Raw genomic sequence first — 17,723 nt, 5'->3', positions numbered from 1 at the left:
CATTGGCCGTGGACGGTGCAGGCTGTCCGCGAAGGCTGATGCTTGTCATGGTTTCCATCCAGGCATGAACAACAATGAATATCTCACGCATGGAACAGCGCGTATTGCACGTGCTGGCGCAGGGCGGCTACATCCGCCATCTGCGCGAAAACGGGCGTATCTGCGAAATCGAATGCTATACCCGCGAAGGCTATCTGCTTTCCGATTGCACGATGGCGATTTTCCAGCAATTGCGCCGCAAGCGGCTCATCGAATCCCGCATGGGCAGTCCTTATCGCATCTCGTTCAAAGGGCGCGAAAATGTTCGTGCTCAGCTCAACAACCGGTGAAGGAGGGCATCATGCATATTCGCAAGGAGATGCCGCAAGATGCCGCCGAAATCCGTCGCCTGACGGACGAGGCATTCCGCACCGTGGCCTACAGCAACCAGAAGGAGGGGGAGATCGTCGATGCGCTTCGCGCTGCAAAGGCGCTCACCCTGTCGCTGGTTGCCGAAGAGGACGGGCAGGTTCTCGGCCATGTCGCTTTCTCGCCGGTTCAGATCGGCGGTGAGGATAAAGGCTGGTACGGGCTTGGTCCCGTTTCGGTCAGCCCGGACCGGCAGGGCGAGGGGATAGGCGGCAAGCTTATCCGCGAGGGCCTTGCCTTATTGCGAGCGGCGGGCGCGAAAGGCTGCGTCCTTCTGGGGGATCCCGGCTATTACGGGCGCTTCGGCTTCAAGGCCGATCAGCGGCTGAAACTGCCGGGCGTGCCTCCGGAATATTTCCAGTGTCTGCCCTTCGGGCCGGACATTCCGGAAGGTGACGTCGCTTTTGACAAGGCATTCGACGTATAAAACAAAGGGCCGGAAAACCGGCTCTTTTTCAATGCCTTACGGCCACTTCACCACGGGCGGCATGGACGACAGGATGGAATTCACATTGCCGCCGGTCTTGAGGCCAAAGATCGTGCCCCGATCATAAAGCAGGTTGAACTCGACATAGCGGCCACGGCGGATGAGCTGCTCGTTTCGGTCGGCGTCGGTCCAGTCCTTGTTGAAGTTCTGGCGCACCAGATGCGGATAGACAACGGAGAAGCCGCGCCCCACATCACGGGTGAAGGCAAAATCAGCATCCCAGCCGCCCTTTTCTTCCGGTGAGTGCAGCCAGTCATAGAAAATGCCGCCAATGCCGCGCGGCTCGTTGCGATGCGGCAGGAAGAAATACTCGTCGCACCAGTCCTTCACGCGCTGGTAGTCGACAATATCCTTGTGCTTGTCGCAGATGAAACGGAAAGCCTTGTGGAAGGCCAGCGTGTCGGGATCGTCCTGCGTGCGGCGCCGATCAAGCACCGGCGTCAGGTCGGCCCCGCCGCCGAACCACTGGCGCGTGGTCACGACCATGCGCGTGTTCATGTGGACCGCTGGCACGTTCGGGTTCTGCGGATGCGCGATCAGCGAAATGCCGCTCGCCCAATAGCGCGGGTCTTCCTCGGCTCCGGGAATCTGCTTGCGGAATTCCGGCGAGAATTCGCCATAGACCGTCGAGACATGGACGCCGACCTTTTCAAAGACGCGGCCATGCATGATCGACATGACGCCGCCGCCGCCCTTGCCGTCATCCTTCTGCCATGGCGTGCGGACGAAGCGCCCGGGTTCGCGATCGGAAAGCGGGCCCTGCAATTCATCTTCAAGTTGTTCGTAGCTTGCGCAGATACGGTCGCGCAATTCCTCGAACCAGCGTTGTGCCGCCTGCTTCTTCTCTTCGATGTCTGCCGGAATGATGGCCGGAATCTCGTCGCGTTGCATTTTCGTGTCCTTCCGGCGCATCCGCCGGATTGCTCGGCAATATCGCGCAGCCAAGGTTAAATTGATGAACTATTGTTGCCTGACTTACCAAAGTCTGCGACCGGCGCAAAGCGTGAAGCGCCTGATCGCAGGCCGGTATCGACGCTCTCCCCAAGAAAAGACTCGTCTTTGCGACCCTGCTCCCCTATCTTTCTCTACCTGAGGTTTGGAAGTGCCGGGAAGGGCCCCCCGCATGGCAGCAACACCGCCCCGTCCACCGCTTGACGGACTGCGCAGGCAGCTTGAGAAAAGCCGCGCCCAGAAAAGCGCGAAGCAAAGCACGAAAAGCCGGATGCCGCGCGATGGCTTCGTGCGCGAGACATTCACCCTGCCGAGGCTGGCGGCGCGCGAAAAGGCGCGTGAATGGTTTGAGACATTCCCCAAAGCAGCCTACTGGACCGAGATTGAAAGCTGGTGCGAGCGCCCCGACGATGTGATCGAGTTCACCATGCGCCGGCTGGCAACCGCGGATTGAGCAGTGCTTCAATCACGATGGCCAAGGCCTTGAAATGCGATTCAGATTAGCAAGCAGAAAAGGCACCCCGCGGGGTGCCTTCGCTTTTTGAATCGTTATTCCATTACAGGCTTATTGCGCTGCGGTCTGCGGTGCCTTTTCCCATGCCTTCCAGTTCCGGATGATGCTGTCGGCATAGGCCTTGCCGACGCGATAGGCGTTGGTCGTGGCGAGCGGGAAGCCGCCAGAATTCGCGGCAAGCGATTCCGCCGCCGTCTGGTCCTTGCCCTGACGGTCGAAATTCGACGCGGTGCGCAAGAGCGCGATGCGGTCGAAATCGAGCTTGCCAGCTTCGGCGGCGCGCTTCAGCGACGTCAGCGTGGCATTGTCTTCCATCTGCGAGGTGCAATAGTCCGCCTTGCCGTCGGTCAGAAGCTTCGACCATTCGGCCATGGCTTCGCCGAGCTTCGCGCCGTGCCAGTAGGTATCGCCCGAAGCCGTGTCGCAGATGGTGACCTTCGGCGCGCCGGTTGCCGCTTCGTCAGTATAGTGCTTGCGATATTCCTTCGCCGCGTCGCTATCGAGAAGTTCAACGTCCTTTGTCGTTGCCAGAGCGTATTCGGCAAGCTTGCCGTTCAGCTCGAAGACTTCCGTGCCAGCGGCCCATTTCGGCTTTTCGCCGGGTTTCGCAGCACCGAGGCCGAAGAAGTCCGTGGGCCAGCCTTCCGGCGCTTCCCGAATGTCGATGCGATGGTTCAGATTGGCGTCGATGGCATATTTTGCCCAATGTGCGGAACCGAGCGTGCCCTGCTTCGGGTCGACACCGGCAATGCCTGCGATCAGGAAATAGGTGTGGCTGAGATCGAACCTGTCGCTCAGCGCCATGGCGGAAACCGAGCTTGCAGCATTGGCGAAGCCCATGGCCGTCGTCATGTGGCAAAGCCCTTCGGCGGTGCAATCGATTTCCGGATATTCGGGATTGAGGCCCGGCAGCTTGATCTTGTGCGTGAATTTTTCGCCGTCAAGCCATGGCTTGGCTTCCTCGCCGAACATGGTGATGACCATCACCTTCGGCTTGATGGTTTCGGGTTCCTTGGCGAAAGCCGGGGCGCTAGCCAGCAGGCAAGCGGCAGAAGCGGCGAGAGCGACGGTGCGCATGGACAGGTTCATGGGAGAAGCGGGCCTTTCAGACCGGATAGGAGATGCTGCGCTTCGCGAATCCGGTCATTTCGCGAGGCTTTTCCTTTGCCTGAGAGCTTCGCCCGTCGTCATCGCGACCGAAATCGCAAGATTTAGCGAGCGCGCGCCGGGCATCATCGGGATCAGAAGCCGCGCATCGGCGGCATCGTGCACCGTGTCGGGAACGCCCGACGACTCGCGGCCGAAGAGCAGAATGTCATTTTCCTGAAACTGGTAATCCGTATAGGGAACCGCCGCCTTGGTGGATAGCAGCACGATGCGGCGGCCTGCCTGCTGGCGCCAGTTCTCGAAATGCTGCCAGTCCGCGTGGCGGGTGAGGGCTGCCTGTTCCAGATAATCCATCCCGGCGCGTTTCAGGGAGCGATCGGAGACGTCGAATCCGGCAGGCTCGATCAGGTCGACCGCGAAGCCAAGGCAAGCGGCCATTCGCAGGATGGTTCCCGTATTGCCGGGAATGTCGGGCTGGTAAAGTGCGACGCGCAGTTCCATATGATGCGGGTAGCTTACAAATCGGATGGCTGCAAGCGTTGAGCGTGATTGGGTCTCCAACGTCAACATATCAGTAAGCGGGAATAGTGCCGGCAAGAAAAAACGTTCTCGCCACGTGAAAATATTCCTGTTTTGTTCCTGTCCCGTCTTGGAAATTCTGCAAGGTGCCCGTAAAAGGATCGCCATGTTCAGATGGTTTGAAAAACGACTCGAAGCCTATCCCGAAGAACCGCCGCGCGAACCCCCGCGCGGACTGGTAGCCTTTTGCCTTTATTATACCCGCGGCGCATGGCCGTGGATCGTCGGCATGGCAATTTTCACGACGCTGATTGCCGTGATCGAAGTGTCGCTCTTTGCCTTCATGGGTAATATTGTCGACTGGCTGTCGCACCAGTCGCGCGAGACTTTCCTCAGCAATGAAGGCTGGCGGCTCGCTTTGATCGCGGGCGTCGTCCTGATCGGCCTGCCGGGCGTGGTGCTGATCCATTCGCTGCTCATCCACCAGACATTGCTCGGCAATTATCCGATGCGCGTGCGCTGGCTGATGCATCGTTACCTGATCCGCCAGTCGATGGCGTTCTTCCAGGACGAGTTTGCCGGGCGCATCTCCACCAAGCTGATGCAGACCGCTCTTGCCGTTCGTGAAACGGTGATGAAGCTTCTGGACGTGCTCAACTATGTCATCGTCTATTTCGCGGGCACGCTGTTCATCGCGGCGTCCGCGGATCTGGTCCTGATGATCCCGTTTGCCGTCTGGCTTATAGTCTACATCCTGTTGCTGCGTTTCTTCATCCCGCGCCTGCGGGTGGTTTCGGAACAGCAGGCCGATGCCCGCTCCCTGATGACGGGCCGCATCGTCGACAGCTACACCAATATCGCGACGGTGAAGCTTTTCTCGCATTCAAGCCGCGAGGAATCCTATGTGCGTGAGAGCCTCGACGGCTTCCTCGGCACCGTGCACCGGCAGATGCGTCTCATCACGATGTTCCATTTCACGCTCTATATGGCGAACTGCATCCTGCTGTTCGCGGTGGGCGCAATCGGCATCCAGCTCTGGATGAACGAGGCGATCTCCGTGGGCGCGGTTGCGGTCGGCATCGGCCTTGTGCTGCGCCTCAACGGCATGTCGCAGTGGATCATGTGGGAAATGTCGGCGCTGTTCGAGAATATCGGCACGGTGGAAGACGGCATCACCACGATTGCGCGCTCGCATGAGGTTGTGGACGTTCCCAACGCCCCGGCCTTGCAGGTGACCAAAGGCGAGCTCGACTTCGACAGGATCGGCTTCCACTACGGCAAGGGCAAGGGGGTTATCGAAAACCTCACGCTCACCATCAAGCCGGGCCAGAAAGTGGGATTGGTCGGGCGTTCCGGTGCCGGTAAATCGACGCTGGTCAATCTGCTGCTGCGTTTCTACGATCTGGAGAAGGGCCGCATCCTGATCGACGGGCAGGATATTTCCAAAGTCACGCAGGATTCGCTGCGCGCCAATATCGGCATGGTCACGCAGGACACGTCGCTTCTGCACCGTTCTGTCCGCGAGAACATCATGTATGGGCGACCGGACGCGACCGAGGAAATGCTCCAGCAGGCGATCCGTCTCGCGCAGGCCGACCAGTTCATTCCGCTGCTGACCGACCCGAAGGGACGGCAGGGGCTCGATGCCCATGTCGGCGAACGCGGCGTCAAGCTTTCGGGCGGGCAGCGACAGCGCATCGCCATTGCGCGCGTGATGCTGAAGGATGCGCCGATCCTCATTCTGGACGAAGCCACCTCGGCGCTCGATTCCGAGGTGGAGGCGGCCATTCAGGACAGCCTCAACACGCTGATGGAAGGCAAGACCGTGATCGCCATCGCGCACCGCCTTTCCACCATCGCGGCGCTTGACCGCCTCGTGGTGATGGACAAGGGGCGCATCGTCGAAGACGGCACGCATGAGGAACTCGTGGCGCTCGGCGGCATTTATGCAAGTCTATGGGCCCGCCAGTCCGGCGGCTTCCTCGGCTTCGATGAAAATACCGAGGATATGCTGGTAAAATAAGGACAGAGCCATTGATGAAAGCGGTTTACAGCCTGTTCGAACGTTGGGTCGATCCCTTTCGTGAACCGGACAGGCTGAGACCGCCTTCAACCACGCTCGGCTTTCTGTGGCATTATGCGCGGCAGGCCAAATGGCCGCTGGCGGCTTCCCTTGTCGTCGGCGGATTGCTGCCGCTGGTCGAGGCGGGCCTGTTCTACTTCACCGGCAGGCTGGTCGATATTCTGGATCAGGCGGGCAAGGGCGGCGTCGAGCGAAGCTGGTCGGCGCTTTTGCAGGCCGCAGGACCTGAACTCCTGTTCATGGGAATCACAGTCCTTGTCATCCGCCTCGTCGTGACGGCGATCAACACGCTGCTGGAAGACCAGACTCTATCGCCGGGCTTCTACAACATGATCCGCTGGCAGGCGAATTCCTATGTGCTGCGCCAGTCCTACGCCTTCTTCCAGAATGATTTTGCCGGGCGCATTGCCACCAAGGTTTGGCAGGCAGGACAAGCGGCAGGCGATCTCATTGAAAGCCTCATTCAGGTCGTCTGGTTCATGGCGATCTACAGCATTACTACACTGTTTTTGGTGGGGCGGCTTGACTGGCGACTGGCGGCGGCCGTCGTCCTCTGGATAATGGCTTTCTGCTTAATTGCCCGGCGTTATCTGCCGCGCATCCGAAAAAATGCCGAGGCTTCCGCAGAGGCCGGTTCGATGATCAATGGTCGCATTGTCGATAGCTATTCCAATATCCAGACGATCAAGCTCAATACCGCTGATGACGATGAGCGCTATCTGCGCGACGGTTTCGAGCGCTATTTGGGTGCGATCCTCCCGTTCATGCGCTCGCTCACCGGTGTTCGCGTGTCGCTTACGGCACTTTCGGGCCTGATGATCGTGACGGTTGCGGCGATTGCCATCGATCTGTGGACGCGCAATGCCATCACGGTCGGGCAGGTGTCGTTCACGCTCGGGCTCGTGCTGCGCCTCAACATGCTGCTGGGGCGTCTGATGATGCAGTTGAACGGCATGTTGCGCCAGCTCGGACTCATCGAAAATTCCATGCGGCTGGTTTCCGCGCCGCTCGGTCTGGAAGACCGGCCCGACGCCAAACCCTTGCAGGTGACCGAGGCGCGCATCGATGTTCGCAACGTCACCTTTCACTACGGCAAGGCCGCAGGCGTTCTCGACAATATCAACCTGACGGTGCGCGGCGGCGAGCGGGTCGGTCTTGTCGGCCATTCCGGTGCGGGCAAGTCCACGCTGGTCAATCTCATCCTGCGTCTCTACGATGTCGAGAAAGGCTCTATTCTGGTCGATGGGCAGGACATCCGCGACGTGACGCAGACATCGCTGCGCCGGGCGGTTGCGGTCGTCAGTCAGGAGACCGCGTTGCTGCACAGGTCGCTGCGCGACAACATCATGCTGGCGCGGGACGATGCGACCGACGAGGAATTGCTGCAGGCGGCGCGGCAGGCCGAGGCAGACGGCTTCATCGCCAATCTGGAAGATTTGCAGGGGCGCCGCTCTTTCGATGCCTTCGTGGGCGAGCGCGGCGTCAAGCTTTCGGGCGGACAGCGCCAGCGCATCGCCATCGCGCGCGCCATCCTCAAGGACGCGCCGATCCTGATCCTCGACGAGGCGACATCGGCACTCGATTCGGAAGTTGAAGCCTCCATTCAGGAAAACCTGAAACGCCTGATGGACGGAAAGACCGTGATTGCCATTGCCCATCGCCTTTCCACCATTGCAGCGCTCGATCGGCTCGTCGTGATGGATCAGGGCCGCATTGTCGAGGAAGGCACGCATGACGAACTTATCGCCCGCGGCGGCATCTATGCGGGACTTTGGGCCCGCCAGTCGGGCGGTTTCATAGGGCAGAACAGGGAAAGTTGAAAGCTTTCCACCGCTGCAGCTTTACTGAGCATTCCCTGAATTGGGCAGGCAAATTCGCCTGCGACATCGTGCCGTCATAAGGGCTTGGTGTCTGGACAAGCGTTTTTTACACGCATAAACCGGAAAGTGAAATGGAGGGAATTTCGTCCTGTGAGCACTTGCGGGACTACTTTTGCGCAAGTGCAAAAGAGGACGAGGGGAGAGTTCAATTGAACATGCAGGTTGAAAAGGAATTGGCACGTGAGCGCACACGACACGGCTGAGCCGACACGGCGTGATTTTTTGTATATTGCGACGGGAATGGCCGGTGTCGTCGGAGTTGGCGGACTGGCCTGGCCGTTTATCGACCAGATGCGTCCGGACGCTTCGACACTCGCGGCTGCGTCCATCGAGGTTGATGTTTCGTCCCTGACGGAAGGAGCATCGTTAACTGTTAAATGGCGTGGTAAGCCGGTTTTCATCCGTAACCGCTCCGCCAAGGAAGTCGAGGATGCCAAGGCGACCGCTCTTGGCGATCTCAAGGATCCGAACGCGCGTAATGCCAACCTCGCTTCGGACGCGCAGGCGACCGATCTCGCCCGCTCGGCAGGCGAAGGCAAGGAAAACTGGCTGGTGATGATCGGCGTGTGCACTCATCTGGGTTGCGTGCCGCTCGGCGAATCCGGCTCCTTCGGCGGCTGGTTCTGCCCATGCCATGGCTCGACCTATGACACGGCCGGTCGCATCCGCAGCGGCCCGGCGCCGGAAAACATGCACATCCCGCAATATGCGTTCACTTCCGATACGGTCATCAGGATCGGCTAACAGGTCTTGGGGAGAGAAGACATGAGTGGTGGACACTCCACATACACGCCGAAGACCGGCATCGAAAAATGGGTGGACGAACGGCTTCCCTTGCCGCGTCTCGTCTATGATTCCTTCGTGGCCTATCCGACGCCGCGTAACCTGAACTACATGTACACCTTCGGTGGCATCCTGAGCTTCATGCTCATTTCGCAGATCGTTACCGGCATCGTGCTGGCAATGCATTATGCTGCGGATACGGGCATTGCGTTCAATTCCGTCGAAAAGATCATGCGCGATGTCAACTCCGGCTGGCTGCTGCGCTACATGCACTCCAACGGTGCATCCTTCTTCTTCATTGCCGTCTATCTCCATATTGCCCGCGGCCTCTATTACGGTTCCTACAAGGCACCGCGCGAGCTTCTGTGGATTTTGGGCGTGGTGATCTTCCTTCTCATGATGGCAACCGCCTTCATGGGCTACGTGCTGCCATGGGGCCAGATGTCCTTCTGGGGCGCGACGGTCATCACCGGCTTCTTCACGGCTTTCCCGATCATCGGCGAACCGATCCAGCAGCTGCTGCTCGGCGGTTTTGCGGTCGACAATCCGACGCTCAACCGCTTCTTCTCGCTGCACTATCTGCTGCCGTTCATGATTGCGGGTGTCGTTATCCTGCACGTCTGGGCGCTGCATGTGACGGGCCAGACGAATCCGACCGGCATTGAAGTCAAGTCCAAGACCGATACGGTGCCGTTCACGCCATATGCGACCATCAAGGACGCTTTCGGCGCGCTCGTCTTCTTCGTGTTCTTCGCCTATTTCATCTTCTACATGCCGAACTTCCTCGGCCATCCGGATAACTATATCCCGGCCGATTCGCTCAAGACGCCTGCTCACATCGTTCCGGAATGGTACTTCCTGCCGTTCTACGCGATGCTGCGCGCCATCACCTTCAACATCGGCCCGATCGATTCGAAGCTTGGCGGCGTTCTGACCATGTTCGGCTCGATCGCCATCCTCTTCGTCGTACCGTGGCTCGATACGTCGAAGGTTCGTTCGGCTGTCTATCGTCCGTGGTTCAAGCTGTTCTTCTGGCTGTTCGTGATCAACGCCATCTTCCTCGGCTGGCTCGGTTCGCGTCCGGCGGAAGGTTCCTACGTCTTCATGGCGCAGCTGGGCACGCTCTACTACTTTGCCTTCTTCATCATCATCATGCCGGTCATCGGCCTGATCGAAACGCCGAAGCGTTTGCCGAACTCGATCACCGAGGCGGTTCTGGAGAAGAACGGCAAGGCCGAGATTGCCCCTGTGGAAATCAAAGGCTGAGCAGCGAGAGAGATGAAGGACGTCACAATGAAAAACATCCTCAAGAACTTCGCTGCCTTCGGTGTTGCTCCGCTGGTTGCGCTTGGGATAGCTCTGGGCGGCGCTTCGGCTGCGGAAGGCGGTAACGCCGCGGAGCCGGAACATTTCCCGATCCACCATCCGAAACAGGAAAAGTGGAGCTTCTCCGGTCCGTTCGGAACCTATGACAAGGGCCAGCTTCAGCGCGGCCTGAAGGTCTACAAGGAAGTCTGCGCGGCCTGTCATTCGATGAACCTCGTGGCCTTCCGCACGCTGGAAGGTCTCGGTTACTCGCCTGAACAGGTCAAGGCGCTTGCCGCCGAATATGAAGTTGAGGACGGCCCGAACGCGGATGGCGAGATGTTCACCCGCAAGGCGCTTCCGACCGACCACTTCCCGTCGCCATATCCGAACGCGGCTGCGGCTGCGGCGGCAAACAATGGCGCCGCTCCGCCAGACTTTTCGCTCATCGCCAAGGCGCGGGCGGTGGAACGTGGTTTTCCGCAGTTCATCTTCGATGTATTCACGCAGTATAACGAAGCTGGCCCGGACTATATCCATTCGCTGCTGACCGGCTTTGACGAACAGCCGCCTGCCGGCATGCAGATCGCCGAAGGCACGCACTACAACCCGTACTTCATTGCCGGCAAGTCGCTGGCAATGGCAAAGCCGCTCAGCGACGAGCAGGTCACCTATGACGATGGCTCGCCGGAAACGGTGGACCAGTATGCGCGCGACGTTTCAGCTTTCCTGATGTGGGCCGCGGAACCGCATCTGGAAGAACGCAAGCGGACCGGCTTCCGGGTCATGATCTTCCTGATCCTCTTTGCGGGTCTCGTCTATGTTGCCAAGCGTTCGATCTGGTCGGACGTGAAGCACTGACAGGCCAATTCATGTTAGAAAATGGGCGCCACGGGCGCCCATTTTTTTGTGCTGCCAAAAATGGCGAGCCCTTGCTTGCCGCCACAATTCAGCCATAAAAATGTCCGTGCTTCGCCGCAATGTTCTTCGCTAAAAGGAGCGGTTTCTTTTGCATTTTGCTCGTTTGAGGGTGTAAAGGAGCTTGGTCCCGGCTTTGCCATAATTAGTATACCGGCCCGCAGGCCACTGAAAGGATGGAAAATGGAATCCGGATTTAAAGCCAGCTTGAAGGATGCGATCCGCACCATTCCGGATTATCCGAAGCCGGGTGTCCAGTTCCGCGACGTGACGACGCTCATGGGCGATGCGCAGGCGTTCCGCCGCGCCGTTGATGAACTTGTCTATCCCTATGCAGGCAACAAGGTCGACAAGGTGGCCGGTATCGAGGCGCGCGGTTTCATTCTGGGCGGCGCGATCGCGCACCAGCTTTCCGCCGGTTTCGTGCCGATCCGCAAGAAGGGCAAGCTGCCGCGCGATACGGTGCGCATCGCCTACAGCCTTGAATACGGCATCGATGAAATGGAAATGCACCGCGACGCGATTGAAAAGGGCGAGCGGATCATTCTGGTGGACGACCTGATCGCCACAGGCGGAACCGCGGAAGCGGCGGCGAAACTTCTGCTTCAGATGGGCGCGGAAATCGTTGCCGCCTGCTTCATCATCGATCTGCCGGATCTGGGGGGCCGCAAGAAGCTCGAAGCGCTCGGCGTTCCGGTTCGCACGCTTGTCGCCTTTGAGGGCGATTGAGGAACGAAAAAGCCCGGATCGCTCCGGGCTTTGTTGTTTCAGACATCGGCCTTTGGCGGCAGCTTCACCATGGCTGCATTGTCGAATGACAATACCTCTTCGCCATTCTGGTTGTGGGCGGTCGTCGTCATCGTCAGCATCGACCAGCCGGGGCGGGAAGCCATCGGCCTGATGGCATGGACCATGCGCTTGTAGGTGATCGTATCCCCGGCATAGACCGGCTTCGGCCATTTGAGGTTTTCAAAGCCGGGCGAGGGGCCGAATGTCGGCGGCGTCTCACCGCGTTTCAGAGCATCCTTCGTCGCCTGGACGATGGAGGCGACATTGAGCTTCATGAACACTGCCGTCGTATGCCAGCCGGAAGCGCACAGCCCGCCGAAGACGCTGTTCCTTGCCGCTTCGGCATCCAGATGGAACGGCTGCGGATCGTATTTCCTCGCGAATTCGATGATTTCCTCAGGCGTAAACGTATAGCTGCCGATGACGAGGTTTTTCCCGAGATTGTCTTCCAGAAAACTCATGACGCATCTCCCGCAGCCGCATCGTAGTCACGGCGCAGCATCATGCATGGATGCTGCATTTCGCAGACGCTTTCGCCGCGCTGATTGAACAGTTCATGATGGAACGTTACCAGCCCGATTGACGGGCGCGATCTGGAAATGCGCTTGTCCTTGATGGTCGTCACGCCATTCAGCGTATCGCCCGCCAGCACAGGACGTTTCCAACGCGTAAATTCCACGCCGGGACCGCCCTGTGAGGTGGAATCGGTCAGATAGGCATCGCAGACCAGCCGCATGATGAGGGAGGCTGTGTGCCAGCCTGACGCGGCCAGCCCGCCGAGCACGCTCGCCTTGCCGGCTTCCTCATCCAGATGGAAGGGCTGCGGATCGAACGCGCTGGCAAATTCGATGATTTCTTCCTTGCTGATCGTACGAGGACCGAAGGGAAGGGTCATTCCCGGTTCCATATCCTCATAGGCATATTTCGGCAGAGGCTTGCTCACCCTGGGTTTCCTCCGTGTAGGCATAAAGAAAAGGCCGCCGGTTTCGGCGGCCTGATCGTATCAGGTATTGAAACGGAACAGCATCACATCGCCGTCATGGACGATGTATTCCTTGCCTTCGTCGCGTGCCTTGCCGGCTTCCTTCGCGCCGACTTCGCCATTGTATTTGACGTAGTCTTCATAGGCGATGGTCTGGGCGCGGATGAAGCCGCGCTCGAAATCGGTGTGGATGACACCGGCGGCGGCCGGAGCCTTGGTGCCGCGCTTGATGGTCCAGGCGCGGGTTTCCTTCGGTCCAGCGGTGAAATAGGTGATGAGATCGAGAAGCTTGTAACCGGCGCGGATCAGGCGGTCGAGGCCCGGTTCCTCAAGGTCCATGCTTTCCAGATATTCCTTGGCTTCCTCATCGGGAAGCTGTGCGACTTCGGCTTCAATGGCGGCGGAAATGATGACCGTCTGCGCGCCCTGTTCCTCAGCCATCTTGTCGACGGCGGCACTAAATTCGTTGCCCTTGGCAGCATCGCCTTCGGCGACGTTGCAGACATAAAGAACCGGCTTGGAGGTCAAGAGGTTCAGGCCCTTCAGCGTCAGCAGGTCTTCCGGCGAAATGTCCTTCAGCATCAGGCGGACAGGCTGGCCGTTCTGGAGCAGTTCGAGTGCTGCTTCCATCACCGGCAGGACGGTCAGCGCTTCCTTGTCCTTGCCCGTCGCGCGCTTGCGGATCTGCACGATGCGGCGCTCGATGCTTTCGAGGTCTGACAGCATCAGCTCCGTTTCAACGGTCTGGGCGTCCGATACGGGATCGATGCGGCCCTCGACATGGGTGATGTCGTCATCCTCGAAGCAGCGCAGAACATGCACGATGGCATCGACTTCGCGGATATTGGCAAGGAACTGGTTGCCGAGACCTTCGCCCTTTGAAGCGCCACGCACGAGACCGGCAATGTCCACGAAGTTGATGCGGGTCGGGATGATTTCCTTGGAACCGGCAATTTTGGCAATCTCGTTCTGGCGCGGATCGGGAACCGCCACTTCGCCTGTGTTCGGCTCGATGGTGCAGAACGGATAGTTTGCGGCCTGTGCGGCGGCCGTTTTGGTCAGCGCGTTGAAAAGCGTCGACTTGCCAACATTCGGCAGACCGACAATGCCGCATTTGAAACCCATGATCGTACCTATCAGACTAGAATTTTCTTGGTGTGGCTATGCGTCATAGGACGGCATAGCGTCAATCCTTTTTCCCGAAAAGCCGCTTGAGCATGTCGGCCATAGGGCCGCTTTCGGGAATGTTCGGCTTTTTCTGGTTCTGCCGCGCCTGACGGATATGGCTCTGCGCCTTTGGCGGGGCCTTTTCCAGTTGCGCAGGATCGGCCTTGAACCCGCTTGGCCGCTGATTGCCGTCGCCCATGGCGAGCGCGACGCGGTTCATGAAACTGTTGTTCTCGCCCTTGGCGAGCATGGCGACATTATCGGCGACAGCACCCAGAAGCGTATCCAGCCATTCATTATCAGCCTTGGCGAAATCGCCGAGAACATAATTATGCACGAGTTCCTTCGCGCCGGGATGGCCGATGCCAAGCCGCATGCGGCGATAATTCTGGCCGCCGGGGAAGGATTGCATATGGGCGTCGATGGACTTGATGCCGTTATGGCCGCCGGAGCCGCCGCCGGTCTTGATGCGCAGCTTGCCCGGAATGAGATCGAGTTCATCATAGATGACGACGAGATCGGCGGGCGTCAGCTTGTAGAAGCGCATGGCCTCGCCGATGGATTGGCCGGAAAGGTTCATGAAGGTTTGCGGCTTGATCAGCAGCACCTTCTCGCCGTCAATCACGCCATCGGCAATCTCGGCCTGAAACTTCTTCTGCCAGTTGGAAAAGCGATGGCGGCGGAATATTTCATCCGCCGCCATGAAACCGATATTATGCCGGTTATGCACATATTTGGGGCCCGGATTGCCAAGACCTGCGATGAGCAGCATGGTTCAGAGCCCCTCTATAGCGCACCTATGCGGAAAGCGATTATTCGCCGTCCTTGGCTTCTTCTTCTGCAGCGCCTTCAGCGGCTTCTTCCGACTTCAGGCCGGCAGGAGCCGCGATGGTGGCGATGGTGAAGTCGCGATCCTGGATAGCAGGCGTCACGCCCTTCGGCAGCTTGATTGCCGAAATGTGGACGGAGTCGCCGATTTCGAGGCCGGTCAGGTCGACATCGAGTGCTTCCGGAATTGCATTGGCCGGAACGATCAGTTCAACGTCGTGGCGAACGATGTTGAGAACGCCGCCGCGCTTGATGCCGGGAGCTGCTTCTTCGTTCTTGAAGTGAACCGGAACATTCACGTGGACGACCGACTTCGCGGAAACGCGCAGGAAGTCGACATGCTGCGGGAAGTCGCGGACCGGGTCCAGCTGGTAGTCCTTCGGGAGGACCTGAATCTTCTTGCCGTCCACTTCGATCGTGGCAACAGTGGTCTTGAAGCCACCGCCATGGATCTTGTAGAAAATCTCCTTATAGGAGACGGCGATTGCGAGGGGCTCCTGCTTGTCGCCATAGATGACTGCAGGAATCTGGCCGTTGCGACGCAGTTCGCGGGAGGACCCCTTACCAACCCGGGTACGCAGATCGGCCTTGAGCACGTAAGTCTCGCTCATGGCATTTCCTTTCGATGTTACTGGAGTGTCGCCTGCTTTCCGCGCATGATCTTGTCCGAAAACCGGTTCGGGATCATGCTTCAACAAACGACATGAAACAGCCCGTATCGTCTGTCACAGGGTGAAAGACCGGACCGCTCCATTCCGCGTTGCCTCCAAGGGTGTCTACGCGGATGGCGGTGGCTATAGACCATAGCGTGCGGCGGCGCAAGTTTTTTGGGTTTGCCCGTTCAGATGGCAGGTCACAGTTGATAAGATGTACCCGATGGCCTATATTCGGATTGGTAGCTGAAGCGCGAACTCCAGCTACCATGTACTTAGATGAAGAGCTGTACCCGCACTGTAGCTTGCCAGCCGGTGCGGGTTTTCTTTACTCTAAGTGTGAATCTAATGGGTATTAACCACATAGAATTCACCTCCGAATAGAGAGCAAAGCCTTTGCCACGGTCGAGGTGGCTCATCCTCCCCGACGCGCCCGCTGGCTGGACGCTTGCTGCTTTTGCCCCCTGAGAAGATTGCTATCAAAACTTCAGGTTGAAATCTACTGCCCGGCATCTGTGGGCATTTGTCTTAAAGCGTGTCACCTTTTTCGTCGTCATATGACACGCTTTAAGTTTTTGTTTTCATGCATGTCTTTATCCCAAAACCGGTTCCCACTTTTGGGAGACATGCATTAACGGGTGGCAATGACAGCCGCAAAAGTGTTAAGCGAATGCCTGATCGACTGGCGGCATGGCTGCGCGAGTCGTCTGTTCCTGCGATATTGAAACAAGGAGGCGAGATGCAGGTCGGTATCGACATGGGTTCCGTCACTGGTAGCGGTTCTGCTTCAGCAGCAGCGCTTGGCGGTGGCAAGCAGGCCATGCTTGATCTTGAGGAGCTTCTCGCCACGCGCCTGCTCGTGCAGGGTAATTCCGGTTCCGGAAAGTCGCATCTTCTGCGCCGCCTGCTGGAACAGAGCGCGCAATGGGTGCAGCAGTGCATCGTCGATCCCGAAGGGGATTTCGTCACGCTGGCCGATCTTTACGGCCATGTCGTTGTCGATGCCGCCCGCACCGAAGCCGAACTGACCCGCATTGCCGGACGCATCCGCCAGCATCGTGTTTCGGTGGTGCTCAATCTGGAAGGGCTGGACGTCGAGCAGCAGATGCGCTCGGCGGCGGCTTTTCTTGGCGGTCTTTTCGATGCCGAGCGCGACTACTGGTATCCGATGCTCGTCGTCGTGGATGAAGCGCAGCTTTTCGCGCCCGCCGCCGCCGGCGAAGTGTCGGATGAAGCGCGCAAGCTTTCGCTTGGCGCGATGACCAACCTCATGTGCCGCGGACGCAAGCGCGGTCTTGCCGGGGTTATCGCCACGCAGCGGCTGGCGAAGCTTGCCAAGAACGTTGCCGCCGAAGCCTCCAACTTCCTGATGGGGCGCACCTTCCTCGATATCGACATGGCGCGCGCGGCCGACCTTCTCGGCATGGAGCGCAAACAGGCTGAAATGTTCCGCGATTTGCAGCGCGGGCATTTTGTGGCGCTTGGTCCTGCATTATCGCGTCGCCCGTTGCCGATCAAGATCGGCAAGGTCGAAACATCGGCGCGTTCGTCGTCGCCGAAGCTGATGCCGCTTCCCGATGCGCCGGAAGATGCGCTCGATCTTATCTTCACGCCAGCGCCGCAGGAAATCCGCACCGCCGTGCGCAGGGCGCCGCCACCGCCACCGCCGCCATCGACGGCGGAAATCCTGGCGCAGGTGGCAAAGCCAAAGCCTGAAGCCGAGCCGGTCGAAGAGCCGCTTTTCCCCGGTATCGTGGAGGCCGAACGCGAAGAGCTTCTGGAAAAGGTGATGCGCGAGATCGTGGACGATCCTGAAGCCTCGTTCCGCTCGGTTGCCGTTCTCTATCAGGATTTTCTGGTGCGTTGCCGCATTCATCGCGTTCCGGGCGAGCCGCTGGCATTGCCCGCTTTCCGCAGGAGGCTGGCGGTGGCGCAGGCCAGCATCGAAAGCGATGTCGCCAATGGCGAGACATGGCAGCAGGCGCTGTCGCTTTCGGAAAGCCTCACCGACGATGTGCAGGGCGTGTTCCTGATTGTGGCGCAGGCAGCCGTCACCGGCGCGCCTTGCCCGTCCGATGCGGCTTTGGCGCGGGCCTATGGCACGCATTCGTTCAGCCGGGCCCGGCGTCTCCTGACCTATTTCGAAGAACGCGGGCTTCTGGTGGTCCGCAATGATTTCAAGGGAATGCGCATCGTCAATTTCCCTGATCTCGGCTGCGAGACCGCGCCGGGCGATCCGAATGCCCCAGACGATTTTGCCGAAGAGGGTGCTGCCGCCGAGTAGGCCTGTGAAAACTGTCATGAACCTGTAATGATCATCCTCGACAGCTGGCGAAGGAGCCATTCAGG

18 protein-coding genes are annotated in these 17,723 nt (G+C 59.0%); 10 read left to right on the top strand and 8 right to left on the bottom strand.

From position 1 onward, the window contains the following. Nucleotides 1–74 precede the first annotated feature (74 nt). Together F9K78_RS01410 and F9K78_RS01405 are read left to right on the top strand one after the other, a co-directional pair. Nucleotides 75–329, top strand: a complete 255-nt coding sequence (locus F9K78_RS01410) for a YjhX family toxin (protein WP_121982476.1) — start codon at nucleotides 75–77, stop codon at nucleotides 327–329. Nucleotides 330–340: 11 nt separating this feature from the next. Next, nucleotides 341–835: a GNAT family N-acetyltransferase gene (locus F9K78_RS01405; protein WP_121986039.1), complete on the top strand. Its 495-nt coding sequence runs from the start codon at nucleotides 341–343 to the stop codon at nucleotides 833–835. 36 nt (nucleotides 836–871) lie between these two features. Here F9K78_RS01405 and hemF read toward each other — a convergent pair whose 3' ends face one another. After that, nucleotides 872–1,786: an oxygen-dependent coproporphyrinogen oxidase gene (gene hemF / locus F9K78_RS01400; protein WP_121982475.1), complete on the bottom strand. Its 915-nt coding sequence runs from the start codon at nucleotides 1,784–1,786 to the stop codon at nucleotides 872–874. 232 nt (nucleotides 1,787–2,018) lie between these two features. Here hemF and F9K78_RS01395 point away from each other — a divergent pair, with 232 nt between their 5' ends. Continuing rightward, on the top strand, nucleotides 2,019–2,300 hold the full coding sequence (locus tag F9K78_RS01395; RefSeq protein ID WP_121982474.1) for a hypothetical protein: 282 nt from the start codon (nucleotides 2,019–2,021) through the stop codon (nucleotides 2,298–2,300). A 111-nt stretch (nucleotides 2,301–2,411) separates the two neighbouring features. Here the strand turns inward: F9K78_RS01395 and F9K78_RS01390 are convergent, their stop codons facing one another. Together F9K78_RS01390 and F9K78_RS01385 are read right to left on the bottom strand one after the other, a co-directional pair. After that, entirely contained in the window at nucleotides 2,412–3,449 is a 1,038-nt protein-coding gene (locus F9K78_RS01390) for a purine-nucleoside phosphorylase (protein WP_121985967.1), read from the bottom strand. A gap of 54 nt (nucleotides 3,450–3,503) precedes the next feature. After that, nucleotides 3,504–3,968 carry a tRNA (cytidine(34)-2'-O)-methyltransferase gene (locus tag F9K78_RS01385; protein ID WP_121982472.1) on the bottom strand — a complete coding sequence of 155 codons (465 nt, stop codon included), beginning with the start codon at nucleotides 3,966–3,968 and terminating at the stop codon, nucleotides 3,504–3,506. A 184-nt stretch (nucleotides 3,969–4,152) separates the two neighbouring features. Here F9K78_RS01385 and F9K78_RS01380 point away from each other — a divergent pair, with 184 nt between their 5' ends. From F9K78_RS01380 to F9K78_RS01355, 6 genes are all read left to right on the top strand, one after another. Continuing rightward, the gene (locus tag F9K78_RS01380; RefSeq protein WP_121985968.1) at nucleotides 4,153–6,009 is read left to right on the top strand and encodes an ABC transporter ATP-binding protein; all 1,857 of its coding nucleotides are present in this window, start codon (nucleotides 4,153–4,155) and stop codon (nucleotides 6,007–6,009) included. A gap of 14 nt (nucleotides 6,010–6,023) precedes the next feature. After that, nucleotides 6,024–7,889, top strand: a complete 1,866-nt coding sequence (locus F9K78_RS01375; protein ID WP_121985969.1) for an ABC transporter ATP-binding protein — start codon at nucleotides 6,024–6,026, stop codon at nucleotides 7,887–7,889. Between the two features lie 240 nt (nucleotides 7,890–8,129). Then, a complete protein-coding gene (gene petA, locus F9K78_RS01370; protein ID WP_121982469.1) occupies nucleotides 8,130–8,693 on the top strand; it encodes a ubiquinol-cytochrome c reductase iron-sulfur subunit in 564 nt (187 codons plus the stop codon). A gap of 21 nt (nucleotides 8,694–8,714) precedes the next feature. Continuing rightward, a complete protein-coding gene (locus tag F9K78_RS01365) occupies nucleotides 8,715–9,998 on the top strand; it encodes a cytochrome b (protein ID WP_121982468.1) in 1,284 nt (427 codons plus the stop codon). A gap of 27 nt (nucleotides 9,999–10,025) precedes the next feature. Then, the gene (locus F9K78_RS01360; protein WP_174813504.1) at nucleotides 10,026–10,898 is read left to right on the top strand and encodes a cytochrome c1; all 873 of its coding nucleotides are present in this window, start codon (nucleotides 10,026–10,028) and stop codon (nucleotides 10,896–10,898) included. 240 nt (nucleotides 10,899–11,138) lie between these two features. Beyond that, nucleotides 11,139–11,684 (top strand): adenine phosphoribosyltransferase, encoded by a 546-nt coding sequence (locus F9K78_RS01355; RefSeq protein ID WP_121982466.1) that lies wholly within the window; start codon nucleotides 11,139–11,141, stop codon nucleotides 11,682–11,684. 38 nt (nucleotides 11,685–11,722) lie between these two features. Here the strand turns inward: F9K78_RS01355 and F9K78_RS01350 are convergent, their stop codons facing one another. From F9K78_RS01350 to F9K78_RS01330, 5 genes are all read right to left on the bottom strand, one after another. Further along, the gene (locus tag F9K78_RS01350) at nucleotides 11,723–12,205 is read right to left on the bottom strand and encodes a MaoC family dehydratase (RefSeq protein WP_121985970.1); all 483 of its coding nucleotides are present in this window, start codon (nucleotides 12,203–12,205) and stop codon (nucleotides 11,723–11,725) included. Then, the gene (locus F9K78_RS01345) at nucleotides 12,202–12,687 is read right to left on the bottom strand and encodes a MaoC family dehydratase (protein ID WP_121985971.1); all 486 of its coding nucleotides are present in this window, start codon (nucleotides 12,685–12,687) and stop codon (nucleotides 12,202–12,204) included. Before F9K78_RS01345 ends, F9K78_RS01350 begins: the two co-directional genes overlap by 4 nt. Before the next feature lie 60 nt (nucleotides 12,688–12,747). Further along, entirely contained in the window at nucleotides 12,748–13,851 is a 1,104-nt protein-coding gene (gene ychF / locus F9K78_RS01340; RefSeq protein WP_121985972.1) for a redox-regulated ATPase YchF, read from the bottom strand. A 61-nt stretch (nucleotides 13,852–13,912) separates the two neighbouring features. Beyond that, nucleotides 13,913–14,665 carry an aminoacyl-tRNA hydrolase gene (gene pth / locus F9K78_RS01335; RefSeq protein ID WP_121985973.1) on the bottom strand — a complete coding sequence of 251 codons (753 nt, stop codon included), beginning with the start codon at nucleotides 14,663–14,665 and terminating at the stop codon, nucleotides 13,913–13,915. A 40-nt stretch (nucleotides 14,666–14,705) separates the two neighbouring features. Then, nucleotides 14,706–15,332, bottom strand: coding sequence for a 50S ribosomal protein L25/general stress protein Ctc (locus F9K78_RS01330; protein ID WP_121982461.1), 627 nt, complete (start codon nucleotides 15,330–15,332; stop codon nucleotides 14,706–14,708). A gap of 781 nt (nucleotides 15,333–16,113) precedes the next feature. On the opposite strand from F9K78_RS01330, the gene F9K78_RS01325 reads away from it, so the two are divergent. Continuing rightward, nucleotides 16,114–17,658, top strand: a complete 1,545-nt coding sequence (locus F9K78_RS01325) for an ATP-binding protein (RefSeq protein ID WP_121985974.1) — start codon at nucleotides 16,114–16,116, stop codon at nucleotides 17,656–17,658. The last annotated feature ends 65 nt before the right edge of the window (nucleotides 17,659–17,723 follow it).

This window comes from Brucella pseudintermedia (assembly GCF_008932435.1).
Taxonomy (GTDB): Bacteria; Pseudomonadota; Alphaproteobacteria; order Rhizobiales; family Rhizobiaceae; genus Brucella; species Brucella pseudintermedia.
This window is presented reverse-complemented; position numbering and strand designations above follow the sequence as displayed.

Coding starts and splice junctions, on each gene's coding strand:
- F9K78_RS01385 (WP_121982472.1), bottom strand. CDS start 3,968: ATGGAACTGCGCGTCGCACTTTACCAGCCCGACATTCCCGGCAATACG.
- ychF (WP_121985972.1), bottom strand. CDS start 13,851: ATGGGTTTCAAATGCGGCATTGTCGGTCTGCCGAATGTTGGCAAGTCG.
- F9K78_RS01395 (WP_121982474.1), top strand. CDS start 2,019: ATGGCAGCAACACCGCCCCGTCCACCGCTTGACGGACTGCGCAGGCAG.
- F9K78_RS01325 (WP_121985974.1), top strand. CDS start 16,114: ATGCAGGTCGGTATCGACATGGGTTCCGTCACTGGTAGCGGTTCTGCT.
- F9K78_RS01405 (WP_121986039.1), top strand. CDS start 341: ATGCATATTCGCAAGGAGATGCCGCAAGATGCCGCCGAAATCCGTCGC.
- F9K78_RS01330 (WP_121982461.1), bottom strand. CDS start 15,332: ATGAGCGAGACTTACGTGCTCAAGGCCGATCTGCGTACCCGGGTTGGT.
- F9K78_RS01375 (WP_121985969.1), top strand. CDS start 6,024: ATGAAAGCGGTTTACAGCCTGTTCGAACGTTGGGTCGATCCCTTTCGT.
- F9K78_RS01355 (WP_121982466.1), top strand. CDS start 11,139: ATGGAATCCGGATTTAAAGCCAGCTTGAAGGATGCGATCCGCACCATT.
- F9K78_RS01360 (WP_174813504.1), top strand. CDS start 10,026: ATGAAAAACATCCTCAAGAACTTCGCTGCCTTCGGTGTTGCTCCGCTG.
- F9K78_RS01380 (WP_121985968.1), top strand. CDS start 4,153: ATGTTCAGATGGTTTGAAAAACGACTCGAAGCCTATCCCGAAGAACCG.
- F9K78_RS01410 (WP_121982476.1), top strand. CDS start 75: ATGAATATCTCACGCATGGAACAGCGCGTATTGCACGTGCTGGCGCAG.
- F9K78_RS01390 (WP_121985967.1), bottom strand. CDS start 3,449: ATGAACCTGTCCATGCGCACCGTCGCTCTCGCCGCTTCTGCCGCTTGC.
- pth (WP_121985973.1), bottom strand. CDS start 14,665: ATGCTGCTCATCGCAGGTCTTGGCAATCCGGGCCCCAAATATGTGCAT.
- F9K78_RS01350 (WP_121985970.1), bottom strand. CDS start 12,205: ATGAGTTTTCTGGAAGACAATCTCGGGAAAAACCTCGTCATCGGCAGC.
- F9K78_RS01365 (WP_121982468.1), top strand. CDS start 8,715: ATGAGTGGTGGACACTCCACATACACGCCGAAGACCGGCATCGAAAAA.
- hemF (WP_121982475.1), bottom strand. CDS start 1,786: ATGCAACGCGACGAGATTCCGGCCATCATTCCGGCAGACATCGAAGAG.